This window comes from Hymenobacter lapidarius (genome assembly GCF_001816145.1).
GTDB lineage: Bacteria > Bacteroidota > Bacteroidia > Cytophagales > Hymenobacteraceae > Hymenobacter > Hymenobacter lapidarius.
In genome coordinates this window covers 42,976-62,434 of the sequence record NZ_MDZB01000097.1, presented here as the reverse complement: position 1 = coordinate 62,434, position 19,459 = coordinate 42,976, and the positions used below count along the sequence as shown (strand labels likewise).

Sequence of the window (19,459 nt, the reverse complement as noted above, 5' to 3'; positions counted from 1 at the left end):
AGCCAACTCACCGCCCGCTTTCCCAAACAAATTCATGCGGTCACGGCCCAGGGATTTGTCCTCAAAATCGCGCTGTTCATTTTCGTCCACGCCCTCGACCAAGTTGGACTATAATCCGCAACTTGGGTTAATTAAAGAAATTCCACTTTATTCCAAATTGAAAACGCCTCGGATAACCTGAGTAATACGGCGTGGCATAATACCCATCGTAGAGCAGTCCCTGGTTTAAATAGGCGGCTTTGAGGAACACAGATACTGTTTTAATATCCGCCGAAATAAAGGCGTCCACCACCGAATAGTTTCGGATGGTAAAGCCGTTTTGCAGGTAGAATTGCTGGGTGCTTGGACTATAATCCAACGCCCGATAACGGGATTGGTAATACGCTTCCAGACCAATCTGGCTGAACACTGCTTTCTTGAAAATATAGCTTTCGTAAAACACCCGGGAATTGGTCACCAATTCCGGGATGCGAATGCCCTGCACATCGCCCCCTCGCGTGTAGGTCGCTTGGTTATCAAAGCCCACCCGGCCAAAGTGCACCCGATAGCGAGCAGAGCCAATCAGCAAGTTTTTAGAGCCGCTTTCCTGGGTTGGGGCGCCATCGGTATCGTAATACACGAGGTTGCCGATGGACACGCCGCTCACGCTGGCTTCGAAGCGCTGCCTGGTGAGCTTGCCGAAGTTGGGCACTTTCAGGGCCAGGCGGCCGGTGAGGTGCGTGGCGTTCACGTTCTCAAATTCGGTGGCGGTGCCGGGCAGGTTGTGCCACTCGTAGTGGTTGCCCACAAACTCCTGTTGCGTGAGAGTGGGCGAATAGGAAGTCTGAAGGATTTCGGCCGAAAGCGGCCCCGTGCGCACGGTGCCGCGCAGCCAGTATTCGGGGTAGTTGGTGTATTTGTTCGACAGCGACAGGGCGTACAATTCGCCCGCCGTCTCGATGGAGTAAATGGTGCGGTAGTTGAACGAAGCAATACCGCCCACAAACACCTGGTTGAAATTGCGGGTGGGCGCAGCCGTTTTCAGGCGTGTATCGGTGGCCGTGGCCGCCGAATCCAGGGTCTTGCTGGCCAGGGAAGCCAGGCGGTTGCGGGCGTAAAGGCGGTATTCCACCGACTTGGTGCGCCCCAGTACCCCCACCGTGTTCTCTACCTGCTGGTATTGAGCGCGGTCCAATGTAGCCGTGCGGTTCCGCACCGGGTTGGGTGGATAAAACAGATAGCCACCGCTGTTGTCGGCGCGCAGCTCCTGGTCAAAGTAGCTGTTGTACTGGCGTTTGGCGTCGAGGGTGTGGTACACGGTGAGGCCACGCCCCAGCAGGCGGTAGGTCTGGGTCAGGTACAGTTCGTCGCGGGCCTCGTTGTTGGCTGCCCGGGTGAGGTACACCTGCTCCCGGCCGTAGTTAAATAGCTCCCTGAGCTCAAGGGTGTCGCTGGCGGGCCTGATGCCGCCCTGCTCAATGCCGCGGTGCCGCACGTTGGAGAAGTTAAACAGCAGGTGATACCGCTCGTTTTCGGTTTGAAAACGACTAAATAACAGCACATTGGAATGCTCCACCAGGCCGTCGCGGGAGGAGCGGGCCGCCAGAATTTTATTTGACGCAATCCGCTCGTAGGCAATGCCTACGCTGAAATTCTTTTTCAGGCTGCGGCTGTAACTGAATTCGAACACCTGCTCGCCGGAGCCCGACTGCACCAGCCGGAAAAAGGAGTACGGCGAGCGGGAATCATAGTAGGGAATTTCGGCAGCCACCCGGGCGTATTTGTCAAATACATTGCGGCCAAACCGGGCCCCAAGCTGCAGGTTGGGCTGGTAGAGCAGCGGCCGCGAAGCCGTGCCCACGGCGCCCAAGTCCTGCTGAAAAGTAGTGTCGTGGAACCAGAACCGCGCCTGCGGCCAGCGGGTGAGCGTGGTATCAATGGGCGTGCCCGACGTGGAATCGCGCAGCACCTCGGCCTCGTAGATGACGCGGGTGGTTTTGGGGCCGTAGAGCACCTTGGTCGAATCATCGAGCACCTGCGCCTGCGCCGCCGGGGTGCCGCCCAGCCCGCCGCACAGCAGCAGCCCAAACACCAGGGAAGCCAGCGGGGACCACCTTCTAAAAAAACCGTGTTTCGAAGCCTTCAAACAAGTAATAAATACGCCGCAGACTACGGAAGCCTCCGGCAAAGCGAAGTAAATAATTAGGAAGCCGCAGCAGGTGCCGGGGGCAGCAGGCCGCGCAAAGCAGCGCCGCCGGCTCCTAGAAACGCGACGCGCACCGGAATGGTATAGAGCGGCAGCCCCGCCCACGCCGCCCGCACCAGGGGCGCCTGCAGCCGGGTAGCGTCCTTTTCGGTTGTAAAAATAGGCCAGTCCGGCTGCCAATGCCCCCGCAGCCTGGTCAAATCCTGCGGCTGGAAGGCGTGGTGGTCGGGGAAGGCCGCGTGGTGCTCAATTGCGTAGCCCTGTTTCTCCAAATTCTCGCGCAATGGGCCGGGCTGGGCTATTCCCGTGAGCAACAGAACCGAATGCCCGCTGACCGGCAGCGGCCGGAGCGCCGCTGGGGTGCCGGCCGCATCTGCCGACATGGCCACCGGCTGGCCATAGGCGTAGCTGGAAAACAGCACCGGCGCGTGCGGCCGGCTGTATTGCCTCACCCGTTGCAGCACTAACGCCTGGGCCGCGGCTGAGAGGCCGGGCGGGCATTTGGTCATAATAATGACATCGGCGCGGCGGGCGCCGTGCCGGCTTTCGCGCAGGCGTCCGGCCGGCAGCACGTGGTCCTGGTAAAACGGCTGGGCCCATTCGGTGAGCAGCACGTTGAGGGTAGGCCGCACGGCACGGTGCTGGAAAGCATCGTCGAGCACTACCACGGTGGTTTCAGGTTGCTGCTCCAAGAGCAATCGGACGCCGAGTCTTCTTTTTTCGGCCACGGCAATTGGTACTTGCCTGGCGGCGAATTCTTGGAAGTACTGCCAGGGTTCGTCCCCCACGGTAGCCGCCGAATCGGACGGGCCCACCACGCGCGGGCCGTGGGTGAGGCGGCCGTAGCCCCGGCTCAGGATGGCCGGGCGGTGGCCCTGGCGCCGCAGCTCCTCCACCAGCCACACCACGTGCGGCGTTTTGCCAGTGCCGCCCACGCGTAGGTTGCCCACGTCGAGCAGCGGAACGGCAAACGACTCCGATGTTTTCCAGCCGACCTCGTACAGCCAATTCCGAATGCCCATTACCCCAGCGTAGAGCCAGGAGAAGGGCAGCAGGAAAATAGTCCACATGCGCGCCATAAGCAAGAATTATGCTCCAGTGAGAGCCGGCAAAAGTACAGCCCTGCTGCGGGTAGCCACCCAAAGCCGCCGCGAAGCAGTTGTTTGCAACTTATTAATCACCGCAGGCTCCTTTTATGCACCTAGAACTTCTCCTCGGCGGCTTCCTGGCGCTGGGTTTCACTGCCCAGGGCCCGCCGGTAGCCCCCGCCGATACCATCCGCAGCATGGCGCCCCTCCCCGATTTTAGCCTGGAGCGCACCCACCTGGACCAGCGCGGCCTGCAGCTACTGGGTGGCTGGGCCGTGGGCAACCTACTGGTCAGTGGCATTGCCTATGGCCAGACGGAAGGCTCGGCCCGGTATTTCCATCAAATGAACATCGGCTGGGGCGCGGTGAATCTGGCGCTGGCCGGCACCGGCTACTTGGCCGCCCGGCGGGCCACGCGCCAGCCCCTTACCGACCGCGCCGGCAACGTGCGCCGCCAGCTAAGCACCGAAAACCTGTACCTCTTCAACGCGGGCCTCGACGTGGCGTATCTGGCCACGGGCTTCTATCTACTCGAAAAAGGGCGCAACCCAACGGCCTCCGGCTCCTCGGCGCGGTGGCGCGGCTACGGACAGTCGCTGCTGCTGCAAGGCGGGGTTTTGCTGTTATTCGATGGTTTCCAGTATGCTACCCACCACCGGCATGGGCGCAGCCTCTATCCCTTGCTGAGCCGCATTCAGCTGGGTGCCGGCTCGGTGGGCGTGGTGTTGCCGCTGGGACAAGGATTTGCGGCAAAACCCTGGCGTTCACCTCACCCCCTAGTCCCCTCTCCCATGGAGAGGGGGAACTAGCATTAGCTCTAAATAATTGTGAACTGTAAACCATTTTTTTAGAATTACAATCTAGTTCCCCCTCTCCGCGGGAGAGGGGGCTAAGGGGTGAGGTCAACGCGGAGGTCGACATTTCACGATACTATTCCTCATACATCTATGTCCACATTCGCCGCCCAGCTTTTGGAGTTTCTCTCGTCGTTTCCCCTGCCGCTGGCGCTGCCGCCGGGCGTGGCGGCCGCCAGTCCTTTCCGCGAGCCAGCGGTGCATGAGCTACTGGCTCAGTTTGCCCGCAGGCACTACGTGGAGGCACCACCCCGGGTCGCGGTCCTGGGCATCAACCCCGGCCGGCTGGGCATGGGCCGCACGGGCGTGGCCTTCACCGACCCCACGGCCCTGGCCGAACACTGCGGCATCGGCCACGACCTCCCCCGACAGCGCCCAGAGCTCTCCTCGCAGTTCATCTATGCGGTGGTGACTGAAATGGGCGGCCCTACGGCGTTCTATCGGCACTTTTACCTGGGCTCGGTTTACCCGCTGGTGCTGCTGCACGAAGGCCTGAACTATAATTACTACGATTCCCCGGCCCTGCTAAAATCCCTGTGGCCGGAAATGCGCAGCTCCTTGCGCCAGCAAGTGCAGGCCCTCGGCCTGAGGACCGACGTGGCCGTGAGCCTGGGCAAGCGCAACGGCCTTTTTTTCAATAAACTAAACGACGAGCTTGGCTTGTTTGAGCGAATTGTGGTGCTGGACCATCCGCGCTACCTCATGCAGTACCGTCGGCGCGACCTGGAGCAGAACGTAGCGCACTACGTGGCCGAATTGGGGGCCCTGCTCCACGCCCCGGCGTAGCCCGGCAATCTACCCCAAGACGATGGCTGCACCAAAAGCGGGTTATTTGTAGCGCTATCTATAAAGTATTTTGCCCATGCCCACCGTTCAAGACCTGACCCGCCTGCTGGAAGCCGCGGCCCCCCTCGCCTACCAGGAAAGCTACGACAACGCCGGCCTGCAGTGCGGCAACCCGCAGGCCCAAGTCACCGGCGTGCTGATTGCCTTGGACTGCACCCCGGCCATTGTAGCCGAGGCCCTGCGTCGCGGCTGCAACGTAGTGGTGTGCCACCACCCGGTCATTTTTCGTCCCCTTAAGCGCCTCACGGGGGCCAATGAAGTCGAACAAACCATCATCGCGGCGCTCAAAAATGATGTGGCTATCTACGCCGCGCACACCAACCTCGACAACGTGCGCGGGGGCGTAAATGACAAGCTTGCCGAAAAACTTGGGCTGACTAACACCCGCGTACTGGCGCCCAAAACTGGCACGCTGGCCCGCCTCATCACCTACGTGCCGCATCGCCCCGAAGACCAGCAAACCGACGTAGCCGGCCGGGTACTGGCAGCCTTGTACGCGGCCGGCGCGGGCCAAGTTGGGCAGTACGCCGACTGCAGTTTTCGCACCGAGGGCACCGGCACTTTCACCCCCGGCGCCGGTACCCAGCCCGCCATCGGGGCTCCGCACCAGCCCGAAACCCTTCCCGAGCTGCGCCTCGAAGTGCTGCTGCCACTGCATCGGCAGGCGGCGGTGCTGCAGGCGTTGCGCGCCGCGCACCCCTACGAAGAAGTGTCCTACGAGCTTATCAAGCTCGAAAATACGCACCACGAGGTAGGCTCCGGCATGATGGGCGAGCTGCCCGTTGCGCTTGCGCCCGCCGCCTTCCGAGCCATGCTCAAGGCCCGGCTGCTGGTGCCGGTGGTGCGGCACACGGCGTTTGAGCGCGATATAAAAACGGTGGCTATTTGTGGCGGAGCGGGCGCCTTTCTTATTGGGGCGGCGCGGGCCGCCGGGGCCGATGCCTACGTGACCGGCGACGTGAAATACCACGAGTTTTTTGGTGCCGAAGCACAACTTATGCTTTGCGACGTGGGCCATTTTGAAAGCGAACAGTTCACCAGCGAGGTGTTCAGGGATTTGCTAACGGCCGGATTTGAACGTACTTTTGCGGTCTTAATCGCTGAAACCCCTACGAACCCCGTTCAATATGACTGCTAAAAGTGCCGCCGTGGCTCCTGCCGACGTTCCCGTAGCCGCCAAGCTCGAAGCCCTGCTCACCTTGCAGAACCTAGACTCGCAGCTCGATGAAATCCGGCGCGTGCGCGGCGATTTGCCCGAAGAAGTTCAGGATTTGGAAGACGAAATTGCTGGTTACGAGGTCCGTGTCAAGAAATTTGACGAGGAAATTCAGGGTTTGAACGACTTCATTAAGAGCCGCAAGCAGGCCAGCAAAGACGCCGAGTCGCTCATTAAAAAGTACGACGAGCAGCAGCAGAACGTCCGCAACAACCGCGAATTCGAAGCCATTGCCAAGGAAATTGAATTGCAGCGCCTGGAAATCCAGATTGCCGACAAGAAAATCAAGGAGTCGCAGTATCAGATTGACGTGAAAAACGCTGAAATAAGCGGTACGAAGTCGAAACTGGACGAGCGCCGCAAGGACCTCGACAACAAAAAAGGCGAGCTCGACACCATCGTGGGCGAGAACGAGGAGGAAGAGCGCAACATCATGGCCCAGCGCGAAGAGGCCACCAAGCCCGTAGAAGAGCGCCTGCTGACGGCCTACACCCGCATCCGCGGCAACGTGCGCAACGGCCTGGCCGTGGTGCTAGTGCGGCGCGATGCCTGCGGCGGCTGCTTCAACACGGTGCCTCCCCAGCGCCAAGCGGATATTATTTCGCATAAGAAAATCATCGTGTGCGAGCACTGCGGCCGCATTCTGGCCGACGTGGAAGCTCGCGCGATCTAAGCTGGTCTTTTGGGTAACCCAAAAAATCTGTCTTGCTGATTAAAATCGTAAAAAGGAACGGCCGGGTGTCGTTCCTTTTTTTGTTGAATGCTACATGGCTATTCTGGCTACTGTTTTCCGGGAAGTACCTCGCCGTTGGCTGGCCCCTGCCGCCCGCCGGTGGGGCGTGGCGTTGCTGTGCCTGACGGGGGCCGTGGGCACGTCGGCGTTTTCCGGCCCCGGCATTGCTCCTGTTGTCCGCGTTGCGAAGCAACCCGCCGCCGCTGCTGCCGAGCAGCTCACGCCTGGCAGCCGACGTGCCTATGAAGAGGTATTCAAGCTGCGGCTGGGCCCGGCGCGCGAGCTGCTCCGGCAGGAGCTGGCCAGCACGCCGGCCGCGCCCGCGCCCCTGCTGGTAGCCAACTGCGCCGATTTCGTGGAGCTCCTCATCTCGCAGGATGCCAGCCGGTACAATGCACTGGTGGCCGCGCAGGAGGCCCGCTTGACGGCGCTTGACCGAGCGCCCGCCAGCGCACTGCGGGACTACGCCCGGGCCGAAATCACCTTGCATCTGGGCCTTAGCCAGCTGCTGTTCAAGCGTCTGGTAGCGGGCGGGTTTCACCTGCGCAGCGGCTTCCACCAGATGCAGGGCGTGGTGCAGCGGTACCCGGCCTTTGCACCGGCCCGCAAAACCCTCGGCGTCTGCGAGTTTGCGGTGGGCTCGCTGCCCGAAGGCTACCACTGGCTGCTGCGCCTGCTCGGCCTGACGGCCAGCGTGGAGAACGGCCTGCAAAACCTGGCCATCGCCGCCGCGCAGCCCAGCGACTTCCATACCGAAAGCCTGATTTACCTCACCATGATTCGGGAGAGCTACTACAAGAAACCGGAAGAGGGCCTGCGGCTAGCGGAGCGCCTAGCCGCCCAGCAGCCCAACAACCTGCTCTTCGCCTACCTGCTCATGAGCGTGAACAAGCGCCAGCACCGGGGCGAGGCGGCCCTGGCAGCGTACCGCGCCCGGCCCACGGGCCCCGGCTACCTCGCGGTGCCTTACCTACACCACATGGCCGCCGACCTGCTGCTGTACCAAGGAGACTACGGCGCCTCGGAGCGCGAGAACCTGACTTTTTTGCGCGAGTTCAAGGGGCAGCATTACCGCAAAGACGCAGCCTTTAAGCTCTATCTGGCGGCCTGGCTGGGCGGGCAGCCCACGTCGGCCGTAGCGCGCTACCGCCGGCAAATCAACCAGCCCGGCCCGACGGATGTAGAAGAAGACAACTACGCCCAGCACTTCTACCACCAGGCTCAGGCTCTGCACCCCGTCCTCACCAGGGCCCGCCTGCAGATAGACGGGGGCTACAACCGCCAGGCCCTGGCCACGCTGCGCGGCTTTCGTGCAACGCCCACCACGCTGTGGCGCGACCGCATTGAGGAGCCCTACCGCCGGGCCCGCGCCTACCAGGGCCTGGGCCGGCTCGACTCGGCCTGGTTTTACTTTGAGCGCACGCAGACCGTGGCCGGCCCCAAGGCTCCGTACTATTTTGCGCCCCAGGCGGCCCTGCAGCAGGGCTACCTGGCCCAGCAGGCGGGCAACAAACCCAAGGCCCGGGAATGCTTTTCGAAAGCGCTTAAATACCCCTGGCACGAGTATAAAAACAGCACCGATGCCAAGGCCAATCTGGCCTTGCGCGAACTGCGCTAAGCCCTTCTCCGGCTTGCTTTGTTGTCTGAATTAGCTGCCCGTTGCAGCGCGTTGCCTTCCCCTGTCCTGTGTCCGCTTTGCTCGATTCCCCTGCTTTTCTCACGGTTCCGGTAGCGGAGTTGCCCGCTGACTTCAGGCAGCGCGCCCTGCAGTGGGGAGTGGCATTTCCGCATTGCGCCTATTTCGAGCCCAATGGGCTGGACTACCCGCATGGACCTTTTGCGCACCTGCTGGCGGTGGCCCCAGCGGGTTGCGCCAGTACGGGCTCACTGGAGGAATTGGGGGAAATGGAGGTATCAGCTCCGAATGCAGCGCCGCGCTGTGGCTTTGTGACCTACGACGTCAAGAACGACATTGAAGCTTTAAACAGCCTGAATTTTGCCGGGTTTGAGTGGCCGCAGCTGCATTTTTTTACTCCTACCACTTGGCTTTGCTGGCGCGATGAGGTGGTTGAGCTGCACGGAGAAACGGAGGGTGTGCTGGCCCGAATTCTGGCCCAAACGGTAGCTCTTGCACCGCTCCCGGTGGTGCCGGCAGTTCGGCCCCGGCTGCTTAAGGCGGAGTACCTGCGGGCAGTGGCTGCGATACGCGAAGACATCTTGAACGGCGAGGTATACGAGTTGAACCTGTGCCAAGAGTTCTATGCCGAAGCCATTGACCTGGACCCCACGAGCGTATTTTGGCAGCTGATGGAGGCCTCGCCCGCGCCTTTTGCCGGCTTCGTGCGCTGGAACGACCACTTCCTGCTGTGTGCGTCGCCCGAGCGGTTTTTGTCGCGCCAGGGCACGCAGATTGTTTCGCAGCCCATCAAGGGCACCATCCGGCGCGGGACTACGCCAGCCGAAGACGCGCAGCAGCGCGAGACGTTACGGCACGACGAAAAGGAGCGCGCCGAAAACCTGATGATAGTGGACTTGGTGCGCAACGACCTCGCCCGCGTAGCCCAAACGGGCAGCGTGCGCGTGCCCGAGCTTTTCGGCCTTTACCCCTTTCGCCACCTCTGGCAAATGATTTCGACGGTGACCGCCGACCTGCGGCCCAATGTGCGCCTGGAAGAAATACTATGCGCCACCTTCCCCATGGGCTCGATGACCGGCGCGCCCAAAATCCGGGCCATGCAACTCATCGAGCACTACGAAAACAGCCGGCGTGGCCTCTACAGCGGCAGCATGGGCTACATAGGGCCCGGCGGCGAATTCGACTTCAACGTGGTCATTCGCTCGCTGCAATACCGCCGGGACACGGGCTACCTCAGCTTCCAGGTGGGTTCAGCCATCACCTTCGACTCGGACCCGGAGCGCGAATACGACGAGTGCCTGCTCAAAGCCACGGCCCTGCTGCAAGTACTGGGCACCACCATTGGGCCCTGAATCAATAGCTGACGAAGGGCATCTGCCCCACGAACTCGTCGGAGTCGACTTGCTTCAGGATGAACTCGGCCAGGTCGGCCCGGCCTATCGACGTGCTGGCGTTCACGCCCACCCAGCCCACGCGGTACTGGCCGGTGTAAGGCTGGTCGGTGAGGCGCGGGCCGCGCACAATTTCCCAGTCCAGGCCGCTGGCTTGCAGCACTTCGGCGTGGCCCGCCGCGTCGGTGAGCACCTGGGGCACTACCAGCTTCATAATGCCACGGATGAGGCGGTCGGCCAGCTTGGGCTGGTCGGGGCCGAAGGGCAGGCCGCCGCCCGAGAGGCTGATGATGCGGCGGATGCCGTGGGCGCGCATGGCGGCCACGATGTGGCGGGTGCCCACGGTCTGCACGTCCTTGGGCGAGCCCTTCACCTGGCCAAATACGCTCACCACGGCGTCGGCGCCCTGTACGGTGCGGGCCACGTCGGCGGGGTTGAGCACGTCGCCGGCAATGATTTCCAGCCGGAAGTCGCGCGTGGTAATTTTGGCTGGCGTCCGCACCAGGGCCCGGACGTGGCTTCCTTGCCGCAGGGCCTGCGCGAGCACCTGCTGACCGGTTTTGCCAGAGGCACCAAAAAGAGCGAGAGTGGCCATAAATGCGTTGATTAGGGAAAAATCGGAGGAAAAGATGAGCCTGAAAGCCGAAAGGTAGCTACCTTGCCACACCCTCCAAAACTACCGGTACCCACCTCCAGGTAAGTATGACTGCCACGCCCCTACTCATCACCCCCGGCTGCCCAATCCGCACCACCCTCGACATGCTGGGCGGCAAGTGGAGCCTGCTGGTGCTGCACCAGCTGGCGGGCGGCGCGCGGCGTTTCGGCGAGCTGCGCCGGCTGCTGCCCGACATCAGCGAAAAGGTGCTGGTGCAGCAGCTCAAGCAGCTGGCCAACGCCGAGCTGCTGGTGCGCACCAACCACGGCGAAGTGCCGCCCCGCGTCGAGTACCACCTCACGGCGCTGGGCCAGCAGGCGCTGCCGGTGCTGGCGGCCACGGCCGAGTTCGGCCGGGTGTACGCCGCGCACATTCAGAACGGCCGCGCCACGCCGTGAGAGCGGCCCGGTGCGGGAAACTGGCGCCGCTCGGGGTCGCGCGCTACCTGTCGGGCCGCAGATTGGCAATTGGCACGGAGCCCGGGTCTTGCGCCTGTTATTCCTTCCTCATCCGGCACACTATTCCTGCCAATTTGTCATTTTGGCCCGTTAAGGCGTATCTTTGCGGTCCGCTGAAACGCGCTGCTACTATGTCCCAAGCCTTATTAACTCTCGATTTTTTAGACAAAGAAGTAGCCACCTCTGAGGCTACGCCCAGTGGGGAAGTCCGCGTGACGGCTGCTACCCGCACGGGCCGGCAGCGCAAGCTCTACATTGAGAGCTACGGCTGCCAGATGAATTTCTCGGACTCGGAAATCGTGTCGAGCATCCTGTTCGACGAAGGATTTGACACCACCGACGACCTGGCCAGCGCCGATTTGGTGTTGCTCAACACCTGCTCCATCCGGGAGAAGGCCGAGCAGACGGTGCGCATGCGCCTCTCGCAAATCAACTCGCACAAGAAGCGCAACCCCGGCCTGCTGGTGGGCGTGCTGGGCTGCATGGCCGAGCGCCTGAAAAGCAAGTTTCTGGAAGAAGAGAAAATTGTGGACCTAGTTGTTGGCCCTGATGCTTACCGCGACCTGCCGCAACTAATCAGCCAGGTGGATGGCGGCCAGAAGGGCGTGAACGTGCTGCTCAGCCGCGAAGAAACCTACGCCGATATCACGCCGGTGCGCCTGAACTCCAACGGCGTATCGGCCTTCATCAGCATCATGCGCGGCTGCGACAACATGTGCTCGTTTTGCGTGGTGCCCTTCACCCGCGGCCGCGAGCGCAGCCGCGACGCCCACAGCATTCTGCGCGAGGCCACTGATTTGGTGGCCGCTGGCTACAAGGAAGTAACGCTGCTGGGCCAGAACGTGGACAGCTACAAGTGGGCCAGCGCCGACGGCCGGGAGCACGTCAACTTCGCCCAGCTGCTGGAGCAAGTGGCCCGCATCAGCCCCGAGCTGCGCGTGCGTTTCTCCACCTCGCACCCCAAGGACATCACCGATGAGGTGCTGCATACCATGGCGCGCTACGACAACATCTGCAAGTTCATCCACCTGCCCGCCCAGAGCGGCAACTCGCGCGTGCTGGCCCTCATGAACCGCACCTACGACCGCGCCTGGTACGAGGAGCGGGTGCAGGCCATCCGCCGGATTCTGGGCGACGACTGCGCCATCAGCTCCGACATGATTTCGGGCTTCTGCTCCGAGACCGAAGCCGAGCACCAGGATACGATGAGCCTGATGGACTACGTGCGCTACGACATGGCCTACATGTTCTTCTACTCGGAGCGCCCCGGCACCCTAGCCGCCCGCAAGCTGGCCGACGATATTCCGCTCGAAACCAAGAAGCGCCGCCTCCAGGAAATCATTGATAAGCAGCAGCTGCACAGCGCCGAGCGCAACCAGCGTGGCATCGGCCGCGTGCACCGCGTGCTGGCTGAGAACTTTTCCAAGCGCTCAAAAGAGCACTTGAGCGGCCGCAACAGCCAGAACCAGGTAGTGATATTTCCGCGTCAGAACTTCGTGAAAGGCGACTACGTGAATGTGCTGGTGCACAGCGCATCGGCCAGCACGTTGCTGGGCGAGGTGGTTTCGTAACCGCTTATACCCGAATGGCTCGAAATAAATACCAAGAATTAGCTCCTGTTCGTAAACGGAAGAGAAATATTAGACTCCTTAAATCTGCAGGAGGATGTTTGATTCTTATATTACTCCTAGCTGGGATTCCGGTTGCTGTCATTACCTATTCCGCAATACGGAGCCACTATCTACGCACCGAAGGAGTAATTACAGAAGCTGTAGTGATTGACGACAAGAACTACTTAGCAAATAATAATGTCGCTCGCAAGTTTACTTATTCGTATCAATTTGTTGTCAACAGCGAAAAATATACAGGCAACAGTCTTGATTCAAGATATAGAGTAGGCGACATAGTTAAAATAAAATACGCACCTACCTATCCTCGCTTTAACGAAATGGTTAAGTAAAGCAAACCTCGACCAGTAGAAAATCATCACCTTGACCACCCAAGAAATCCAATCCATCAAGCTCCGGTTCGGCATTATTGGCAATGCACCGGCGCTGAACTATGCCATCCAGGTGGCCGCGCAGGTCGCGCCCACGGATATGACGGTGCTCATTACCGGCGAAAGCGGGTCGGGCAAGGAGTCGTTTTCGAAGATTATTCACGCGCTGTCGCCGCGTAAGCACGGGCAGTTCATTGCCATCAACTGCGGCGCCATTCCCGAGGGCACGATTGATTCCGAGCTATTTGGCCACGAAAAAGGTTCGTTTACTGGTGCCAATGAGGCCCGCAAAGGCTACTTTGAAGTAACCAACGGCGGCACCATTTTTCTGGACGAAATCGGCGAGATGCCGCTTGGCACCCAGGCCCGCCTGCTGCGCGTGCTGGAGAACGGCGAGTTCATCCGCGTGGGCTCCAGCAAAGTGCAGAAGACCGACGTGCGCGTGGTGGCGGCCACCAACGTGAACCTGCTCGACCGCGTGCAGGCCGGCACCTTCCGCGAAGACCTGTACTACCGGCTCAACACGGTGCCCATTACGGTGCCGGCGCTGCGCGAGCGCGGCGAGGACATCTACCTGCTGTTCCGCAAATTCGCTTCCGATTCGGCGGAGCGCTACCGCAGCAAGCCCATCACCCTCCTGCCCGATGCGGTGCAGGCGCTCACACGGTTCCGCTTCCCCGGCAACATCCGCCAGCTGAAGAATATCGCCGAGCAGATTTCGGTACTGGAAACCGAGCGCGAGCTGGACGCGCGCCGGCTGGCGCCTTACCTGCCGCAGGAGCAAGTGAGCCGCTTGCCCATGCTGCTGGGCCAGGGTGCGCCGGACAGTGCCACGGCCGGCTACTCGGAGCGGGACCTGCTCTACAAAATCCTGTTCGACATGCGCCGCGACATGACGGACCTGAAGAAAATGGTGCTGGAGCTGGCTACCGGCCAGCGCCCCCACGAAGCCCAGGAGCTGCTGCGTCAAAACAGCCACCTCTTCAACAATACGGCCCCAGCCGGCACGTTTGAAGGCAACCACTCCTCAGAGTACTTCCTCCCGGCCGCGCCCAATTACAACAACGAGCCGGCTTCCGAATACGAAGAGGAAACGCCCGTGGAAGACATTCCGCACGAAACCGAGGAGGAAACCCTCTCTCTCGACGTGAAGGAACGCGAGATGATACTCAAGGCGTTAAAGAAGCACAACAACAAGCGCAAGTATGCCGCCCACGACCTGGGGATTTCGGAACGCACGCTGTACCGTAAACTGAAGCAGTATGACCTGGAGCAAGTGTAGGTTTTTAGCTGATAGCTGTCAGCTATTAGCTGTTAGCTTTTTGAGAAGGGCTATCAGCTATCAGCTAATAGCTATCAGCTTCGCAATGAGCGGGTGCGGCATCTATTCCTTCAACGGCACCAACATCGACCCCACTATCCGGACCGTCTCTATTGGTACCATCCAGAATAATGCGCCCAATGGGCCGGCCTTCCTCACCCAGCGCTTCACCGAGGACTTGAAGGACTATTTCCAACGCAACACAAACCTCAAGCTGGTGCCCCGCGACGGCGACTTGCAATTTGATGGCAACGTGGTGGCGTATGATTTCGCTCCGGCATCCATTCAGAAAGTAGACGGCATCGACCAGGCCGGCTCCAACCGCCTCACCATTCAGGTCAAAATCCGCTTTACCAACACCAAGGACGACAAGCAGAGCTTCGAGCAAATCTTCCAGAATTTTGATGACTACGGGGCTGGCCGGAACATCGCCACCATCAACAGCGACCCCAACGCGGTGCGGACCACCACCAATAAAATCATTACCGACATCTTCAACAAGTCGGTAGCTAACTGGTAATCGCCGAATGCGTTGGGCGGCAGCGCGGCACTATTATTCGCTGATTGGGGGATAAATAAGGGTAAACACGGCGGTAACACCGCGGGCGTTTGCGTAAATTAGCGTAATGTTGCGCCCCGATAATCCGTTCGGAGCCGCTGATTTAGGAATCGTCTCCTGCGTCTGGTTCTCTCACTCGCTGCTGTTTTTCCCGTGACCCGCGCCACGCTTCTCCACGTTCTTGACCATACTTCGGCCATCGGTTTGGCGGAAGTGCGCGAACTCGAACAGCTGGCGCAGGCCTTCCCCTACTGCCAAACGGCCCATTTGCTGCTGGCCAAAGCGGCCCACGACCAAGGCACCATGCTGGCCGGCCAGCGCCTGCGCCGCGCTGCCACCTACGCAGCCGACCGCACCCTCCTCCGGCGCCTGATTGAGCAGATAGACCCAATTGCCGTTGAGACAGCGCCGCCTGCTCCGGTTGCAGCACCATCCCTTGCTGTTGAGGTTGCGCCCCCGGCCGCCCCGCAGCCTTTGCCACCGGTACCAGCTCTTCCGGAAGCGGTTATTTCAGAAACAGTAGTGCCAGAAGCGGCACCGGAGGCTACCGCGCCCCCCGCCGTATTGGCTGCGGTGCAGGAAAAGGAGGCCCCCCTAGTGGCGCCCGCACCGGTTACCATGGCCCCGGAGCCTGTTGCAGCCACAGTTCCTGCCCCGCTCCCCGCAGTTGAGTTGCCCCAGGCCAAAGAAATCGGCTTACCAAAACACTCAGAAGGGGAAAGCGAAACAACGCCTGAAGCGGTGCCCGAAGCCGAAGTATCGCCCGTTGTAGAGCAACCGGATTCTTCGCTGCTGCTTGATGTAGAAGGCATTGAAATTCTGGCGGCTGAGCCGGTGCAGGAGATTGTACCCGCTGAGGAGGCCGCAGTTGAAGAAGATTTACCCGCGCAAGCCCCCGCCATTCGCCCGCCGGTGGAAGTTGGGGAGGCCCGCTTTGAGTTTGGCTTGGCCGAAGTGGCGCCGCCGGCTTCGCCCACTTACGAGCTGCCCGGATTGGTTGACGAATGGGCGGCCTCAGCGGTCACGCGCAGCCTGGGGAGCCTGGAAGCCATCCCGGAAGCACTGGCCCAACTTGCTCCCGACGCGACCTATGCGGCACTCACTCCCGCGGCTTTCACCGGCGATGAATCCATTGGCTACGGCTTTGGCGAAAGCAGCCGCCTGGGCTTGTCCATGCAGCTACTGAACCTATTGGCGGAAAAGGCCATGCCCACCACTTCTGACGCCGATGCAATGGCTGCGGCCCAGCCACCGGCCATGCCGCTCCCACCTGCGGGCACTTTTTTCGAGCCCGACCCACTCCTGCTCGACCACTGGGCCACGCATTGCCCGCCGGTGCCGGCGCTGCCCTCGTCGCTTGACCTCATCAACAATTTTCTGCGCCGCCAGCCCCGCCTCACGCGCCCCGCCATGCTGCCGCCTACGGCCGGCGCCCAGGCCGACCTGAGCGTGCGCAGCACCCGCCCGGAAGCCGACCTGGTGTCCGACAGTCTGGCCCGCATCCTCGTGCGACAGGGCAAAACGGCCCGCGCCATTGAGATTTATGAAAAGCTCATGGTGAGACAGCCGGAAAAAATGGCGTACTTTGCGGCCCAAATCCAACAATTGCAACCCCCGGCGTAATTCGTCTTTTCAGCTTTTTTGTTCGTCATGTACATTGCCATCATCGTTCTGATTCTTATCGTGTGCTTCCTGCTGGCCCTGGTGGTGCTGGCCCAAAATCCCAAGGGTGGCGGACTCTCCAGCCAGTTCGGTGCCGGTGGCGGCGCCGCCAGCATGATGGGCGTGAAGCGCACCGGCGACCTGCTCGAAAAGCTCACCTGGGGCTTTGCCATTGGCCTGGTGGTATTGTCGCTTGGCACGCACATGATTACGGGCACTACTTCCGGCCCCGTGCGCAGCATCAACCAGCAGCGTGCATTGGAAACCCGCCTGCCGGCTCCGGCCCCCGCTCCTGGTGCACCGGCTGCCGCCCCGGGTGGCGCTACGGCTCCTGCCACCACCCCCGCACAGCCGGCCCCGGCAGCTACGCCAGTTCAAAAATAGCGGCACTTTTTGCGCTACACTACCGAAAAAGCCGGTGGTTCCTGAGGGAGCCACCGGCTTTTTTGCGCTTGGCCGAACTGGCTGATTAGCCAAGGTACCAGCTGTTATCCGCCAATTCTGCCACTCATTGGTTCCAAAAACTGCCCATTTTGTCAGGTTTACGGGGCTGGCACGGGAAGTGTCACTGGGGCGTGAACGCTGATTTTTCATCCAACTCAACCCAAACACACACAGAATGGCACTTAGCATGAAACCGCTGGCCGACCGCGTCATTGTACGCGCCGCCGCCGCCGAGGAGAAAACCAAATCCGGTATCATCATCCCCGACACGGCCAAGGAGAAACCCCAGCGCGGTGAAGTTGTAGCCGTAGGCGAAGGTAAAACCGCTGACAGCGGCTCGCTCATCAAGCCCCAGGTTCAGGTAGGCGACCAGGTGCTGTACGGCAAGTACGCCGGCACCGAAATAACCGTTGACGGCGAAGACCTGCTCATCATGCGCGAGTCGGACATTTTCGCGGTGCTTTAGGCCCGTCGAAAATTCCTAATTCCTAATCATTAATTCTTAATTCCCCTCCCAAAGTGGCTAAGAACATCCAATTCGACACCGAAGGCCGCGCCCGCTTGCAGGCCGGTGTAAACAAACTGGCGAACGCCGTGAAAGTGACCCTGGGCCCGAAAGGCCGCAACGTCATTATCGACAAGAAATTTGGTGCGCCCTCCATCACCAAGGACGGCGTGACCGTAGCCAAGGAAATTGAGCTGCGTGACCCCATCGAGAACATGGGCGCTCAGCTCGTGAAGGAAGTGGCATCCAAGACGGCCGACCAGGCTGGCGACGGTACCACGACCGCGACGGTATTGGCCCAGGCCATCTACACGGCCGGCTCGAAGAACGTGGCCGCCGGTGCCAACCCGATGGACCTGAAGCGCGGCATCGACAAGGCGGTAATCGCCGTTGTTGCCAACCTGAAGTCGCAGTCCAAGAAGATTGAGAACTCGGCAGAAATTGCCCAGGTAGGTACTATCTCGGCCAACAACGACGCCGAAATCGGCCAGATGATTGCCGATGCCATGGAGAAAGTGGGCAAGGAAGGCGTTATCACCGTGGAAGAAGCGCGTGGCACCGAAACCGAAGTTAAAACGGTGGAAGGCATGCAGTTTGACCGCGGCTACCTCTCCCCTTACTTCGTGACCAACCCCGAGAAAATGGAGGTTGAGTTTGACTCGCCTTACGTTCTCATCTACGACAAGAAGGTGAGCACCATGAAGGAGTTGCTGCCCGTGTTGGAGCAAGTGCTTCAGACCGGCAAGCCCCTAGTTATCATCTCAGAAGACGTGGACGGCGAAGCCCTTGCTACCCTGGTGGTGAACAAGCTGCGCGGCTCGCTGAAAATCGCGGCCGTAAAGGCTCCCGGCTTCGGCGACCGCCGCAAGGCCATGCTAGAAGACATTGCTACCCTCACGGGCGGTACCGTTATCAGCGAAGAGCAGGGCTACAAGCTCGAAAACGCTACCTTGGAGTACCTCGGTACGGCTGAGAAAATCATCATCGACAAGGATAACACGACCATCGTGAACGGCAAGGGCTCGAAAGAGGCCATCACCGGCCGCATCAGCCAGATTAAGGCGCAGATGGAGACTACCACGTCGGACTACGACAAGGAGAAGCTGCAGGAGCGCCTCGCTAAGTTGAGCGGCGGCGTGGCTATTCTTTACATTGGTGCCAGCACCGAGGTGGAGATGAAAGAGAAGAAAGACCGGGTTGACGATGCCCTGCACGCCACCCGCGCCGCCGTTGAGGAAGGCGTGGTACCCGGCGGCGGTGTAGCCCTGGTGCGTGCCCTGGAGTCATTGGCCGCGGTAGATACCCGCAATGCTGACGAGCGCACCGGCGTGAACATCATCCGCACGGCCCTTGAGGCGCCCCTGCGCTGCATCGTGCAGAACGCCGGTGGCGAAGGCTCGGTGGTAGTGCAGAAGGTGCGCGAAGGCAGCGGTGACTTCGGTTACAATGCCCGCGAAGACCGGTACGAGAACTTGGTGGCCGCTGGTATCATCGACCCCACCAAGGTGACCCGTCTGGCTCTCGAAAACGCTGCTTCCATCGCCGGCCTGTTGCTGACGACCGAAGCCGTGATTTCGGATGAGCCTGAGCCCAAAGATGCTGGCCATAGCCACGGCGACGGCGGCATGGGCGGTATGGGTGGCATGGGCGGCATGATGTAATCAAGCTGCTTGCAGCCCTGCTGTGAGAATACAAAAGCCCCCGCCGGCAAATGTCGGCGGGGCTTTTTTGTGGGTTGGCGTCAACCTCACCCCCTGACCCCCTCTCCAAAAAAGAGGGGGCACCGGTTCGTGAGGATGAGTCTTCAACCGAAAATACCAGGAGCAAATCCGGTGCCCCCTCTTTTTTGGAGAGGGGGTCAGGGGGTGAGGTTTTATGCTGGCCGCAGTTTAGCGCGCAGCGCGTAA

Annotated in this window: 18 protein-coding genes and 1 pseudogene; 16 read left to right on the top strand and 3 right to left on the bottom strand. The window is 60.8% G+C overall.

The genetic code is table 11. The features are described from left to right. Positions 1-114, top strand: a pseudogene (locus BEN47_RS23025) (IS982 family transposase); the annotation flags it as partial. A 13-nt stretch (positions 115-127) separates the two neighbouring features. Here the strand turns inward: BEN47_RS23025 and BEN47_RS08290 are convergent. Continuing rightward, entirely contained in the window at positions 128-2,125 is a 1,998-nt protein-coding gene (locus BEN47_RS08290) for a putative porin (protein WP_158010925.1), read from the bottom strand. Positions 2,126-2,181: 56 nt separating this feature from the next. Beyond that, complete coding sequence (gene lpxK / locus BEN47_RS08285) at positions 2,182-3,255, bottom strand: tetraacyldisaccharide 4'-kinase (RefSeq protein WP_158010923.1); 1,074 nt, start codon at positions 3,253-3,255, stop codon at positions 2,182-2,184. 125 nt (positions 3,256-3,380) lie between these two features. Between lpxK and BEN47_RS08280 the strand changes: the two genes are divergently transcribed. The 6 genes from BEN47_RS08280 (at position 3,381) to pabB (ending at position 9,910) form a co-directional block, all read left to right on the top strand. Further along, complete coding sequence (locus tag BEN47_RS08280) at positions 3,381-4,082, top strand: DUF6992 family protein (protein WP_070727109.1); 702 nt, start codon at positions 3,381-3,383, stop codon at positions 4,080-4,082. 138 nt (positions 4,083-4,220) lie between these two features. Beyond that, entirely contained in the window at positions 4,221-4,913 is a 693-nt protein-coding gene (locus BEN47_RS08275) for a uracil-DNA glycosylase family protein (protein WP_070727107.1), read from the top strand. 76 nt (positions 4,914-4,989) lie between these two features. After that, positions 4,990-6,111 (top strand): Nif3-like dinuclear metal center hexameric protein, encoded by a 1,122-nt coding sequence (locus BEN47_RS08270; protein WP_070727106.1) that lies wholly within the window; start codon positions 4,990-4,992, stop codon positions 6,109-6,111. Further along, the gene (locus tag BEN47_RS08265; RefSeq protein WP_070727103.1) at positions 6,101-6,862 is read left to right on the top strand and encodes a zinc ribbon domain-containing protein; all 762 of its coding nucleotides are present in this window, start codon (positions 6,101-6,103) and stop codon (positions 6,860-6,862) included. The genes BEN47_RS08270 and BEN47_RS08265 overlap by 11 nt, the downstream gene beginning before the upstream one ends. Before the next feature lie 94 nt (positions 6,863-6,956). Next, positions 6,957-8,540, top strand: coding sequence for a tetratricopeptide repeat protein (locus tag BEN47_RS08260; RefSeq protein WP_083322254.1), 1,584 nt, complete (start codon positions 6,957-6,959; stop codon positions 8,538-8,540). Between the two features lie 68 nt (positions 8,541-8,608). Beyond that, entirely contained in the window at positions 8,609-9,910 is a 1,302-nt protein-coding gene (gene pabB / locus BEN47_RS08255; protein ID WP_239691542.1) for an aminodeoxychorismate synthase component I, read from the top strand. A 1-nt stretch (position 9,911) separates the two neighbouring features. Here pabB and BEN47_RS08250 read toward each other — a convergent pair whose 3' ends face one another. Beyond that, on the bottom strand, positions 9,912-10,544 hold the full coding sequence (locus BEN47_RS08250) for an NAD(P)-dependent oxidoreductase (RefSeq protein WP_070727128.1): 633 nt from the start codon (positions 10,542-10,544) through the stop codon (positions 9,912-9,914). Between the two features lie 107 nt (positions 10,545-10,651). On the opposite strand from BEN47_RS08250, the gene BEN47_RS08245 reads away from it, so the two are divergent. From BEN47_RS08245 to groL, 9 genes are all read left to right on the top strand, one after another. Beyond that, complete coding sequence (locus tag BEN47_RS08245) at positions 10,652-11,002, top strand: winged helix-turn-helix transcriptional regulator (RefSeq protein ID WP_070727100.1); 351 nt, start codon at positions 10,652-10,654, stop codon at positions 11,000-11,002. Between the two features lie 191 nt (positions 11,003-11,193). After that, entirely contained in the window at positions 11,194-12,633 is a 1,440-nt protein-coding gene (gene miaB / locus BEN47_RS08240; RefSeq protein ID WP_070727098.1) for a tRNA (N6-isopentenyl adenosine(37)-C2)-methylthiotransferase MiaB, read from the top strand. 14 nt (positions 12,634-12,647) lie between these two features. After that, complete coding sequence (locus BEN47_RS20900; protein ID WP_125921578.1) at positions 12,648-13,022, top strand: hypothetical protein; 375 nt, start codon at positions 12,648-12,650, stop codon at positions 13,020-13,022. Between the two features lie 31 nt (positions 13,023-13,053). Further along, positions 13,054-14,343 carry a sigma-54 interaction domain-containing protein gene (locus tag BEN47_RS08235; RefSeq protein WP_070727096.1) on the top strand — a complete coding sequence of 430 codons (1,290 nt, stop codon included), beginning with the start codon at positions 13,054-13,056 and terminating at the stop codon, positions 14,341-14,343. Between the two features lie 85 nt (positions 14,344-14,428). Further along, entirely contained in the window at positions 14,429-14,902 is a 474-nt protein-coding gene (locus BEN47_RS08230; protein ID WP_070727095.1) for an LptE family protein, read from the top strand. Positions 14,903-15,094: 192 nt separating this feature from the next. Next, positions 15,095-16,564, top strand: coding sequence for a DUF8458 domain-containing protein (locus BEN47_RS08225; protein WP_070727093.1), 1,470 nt, complete (start codon positions 15,095-15,097; stop codon positions 16,562-16,564). Positions 16,565-16,591: 27 nt separating this feature from the next. After that, positions 16,592-16,987, top strand: coding sequence for a preprotein translocase subunit SecG (secG, locus tag BEN47_RS08220; RefSeq protein WP_070727091.1), 396 nt, complete (start codon positions 16,592-16,594; stop codon positions 16,985-16,987). 235 nt (positions 16,988-17,222) lie between these two features. Then, entirely contained in the window at positions 17,223-17,513 is a 291-nt protein-coding gene (gene groES / locus BEN47_RS08215) for a co-chaperone GroES (RefSeq protein WP_035563022.1), read from the top strand. 53 nt (positions 17,514-17,566) lie between these two features. Further along, complete coding sequence (groL, locus tag BEN47_RS08210; protein ID WP_070727089.1) at positions 17,567-19,213, top strand: chaperonin GroEL; 1,647 nt, start codon at positions 17,567-17,569, stop codon at positions 19,211-19,213. The last annotated feature ends 246 nt before the right edge of the window (positions 19,214-19,459 follow it).

Coding starts and splice junctions, on each gene's coding strand:
- lpxK (WP_158010923.1), bottom strand. CDS start 3,255: ATGTGGACTATTTTCCTGCTGCCCTTCTCCTGGCTCTACGCTGGGGTA.
- BEN47_RS08280 (WP_070727109.1), top strand. CDS start 3,381: ATGCACCTAGAACTTCTCCTCGGCGGCTTCCTGGCGCTGGGTTTCACT.
- BEN47_RS08275 (WP_070727107.1), top strand. CDS start 4,221: ATGTCCACATTCGCCGCCCAGCTTTTGGAGTTTCTCTCGTCGTTTCCC.
- BEN47_RS08270 (WP_070727106.1), top strand. CDS start 4,990: ATGCCCACCGTTCAAGACCTGACCCGCCTGCTGGAAGCCGCGGCCCCC.
- BEN47_RS08265 (WP_070727103.1), top strand. CDS start 6,101: ATGACTGCTAAAAGTGCCGCCGTGGCTCCTGCCGACGTTCCCGTAGCC.
- BEN47_RS08260 (WP_083322254.1), top strand. CDS start 6,957: ATGGCTATTCTGGCTACTGTTTTCCGGGAAGTACCTCGCCGTTGGCTG.
- BEN47_RS08250 (WP_070727128.1), bottom strand. CDS start 10,544: ATGGCCACTCTCGCTCTTTTTGGTGCCTCTGGCAAAACCGGTCAGCAG.
- BEN47_RS08245 (WP_070727100.1), top strand. CDS start 10,652: ATGACTGCCACGCCCCTACTCATCACCCCCGGCTGCCCAATCCGCACC.
- miaB (WP_070727098.1), top strand. CDS start 11,194: ATGTCCCAAGCCTTATTAACTCTCGATTTTTTAGACAAAGAAGTAGCC.
- BEN47_RS20900 (WP_125921578.1), top strand. CDS start 12,648: ATGGCTCGAAATAAATACCAAGAATTAGCTCCTGTTCGTAAACGGAAG.
- BEN47_RS08230 (WP_070727095.1), top strand. CDS start 14,429: ATGAGCGGGTGCGGCATCTATTCCTTCAACGGCACCAACATCGACCCC.
- secG (WP_070727091.1), top strand. CDS start 16,592: ATGTACATTGCCATCATCGTTCTGATTCTTATCGTGTGCTTCCTGCTG.
- groES (WP_035563022.1), top strand. CDS start 17,223: ATGGCACTTAGCATGAAACCGCTGGCCGACCGCGTCATTGTACGCGCC.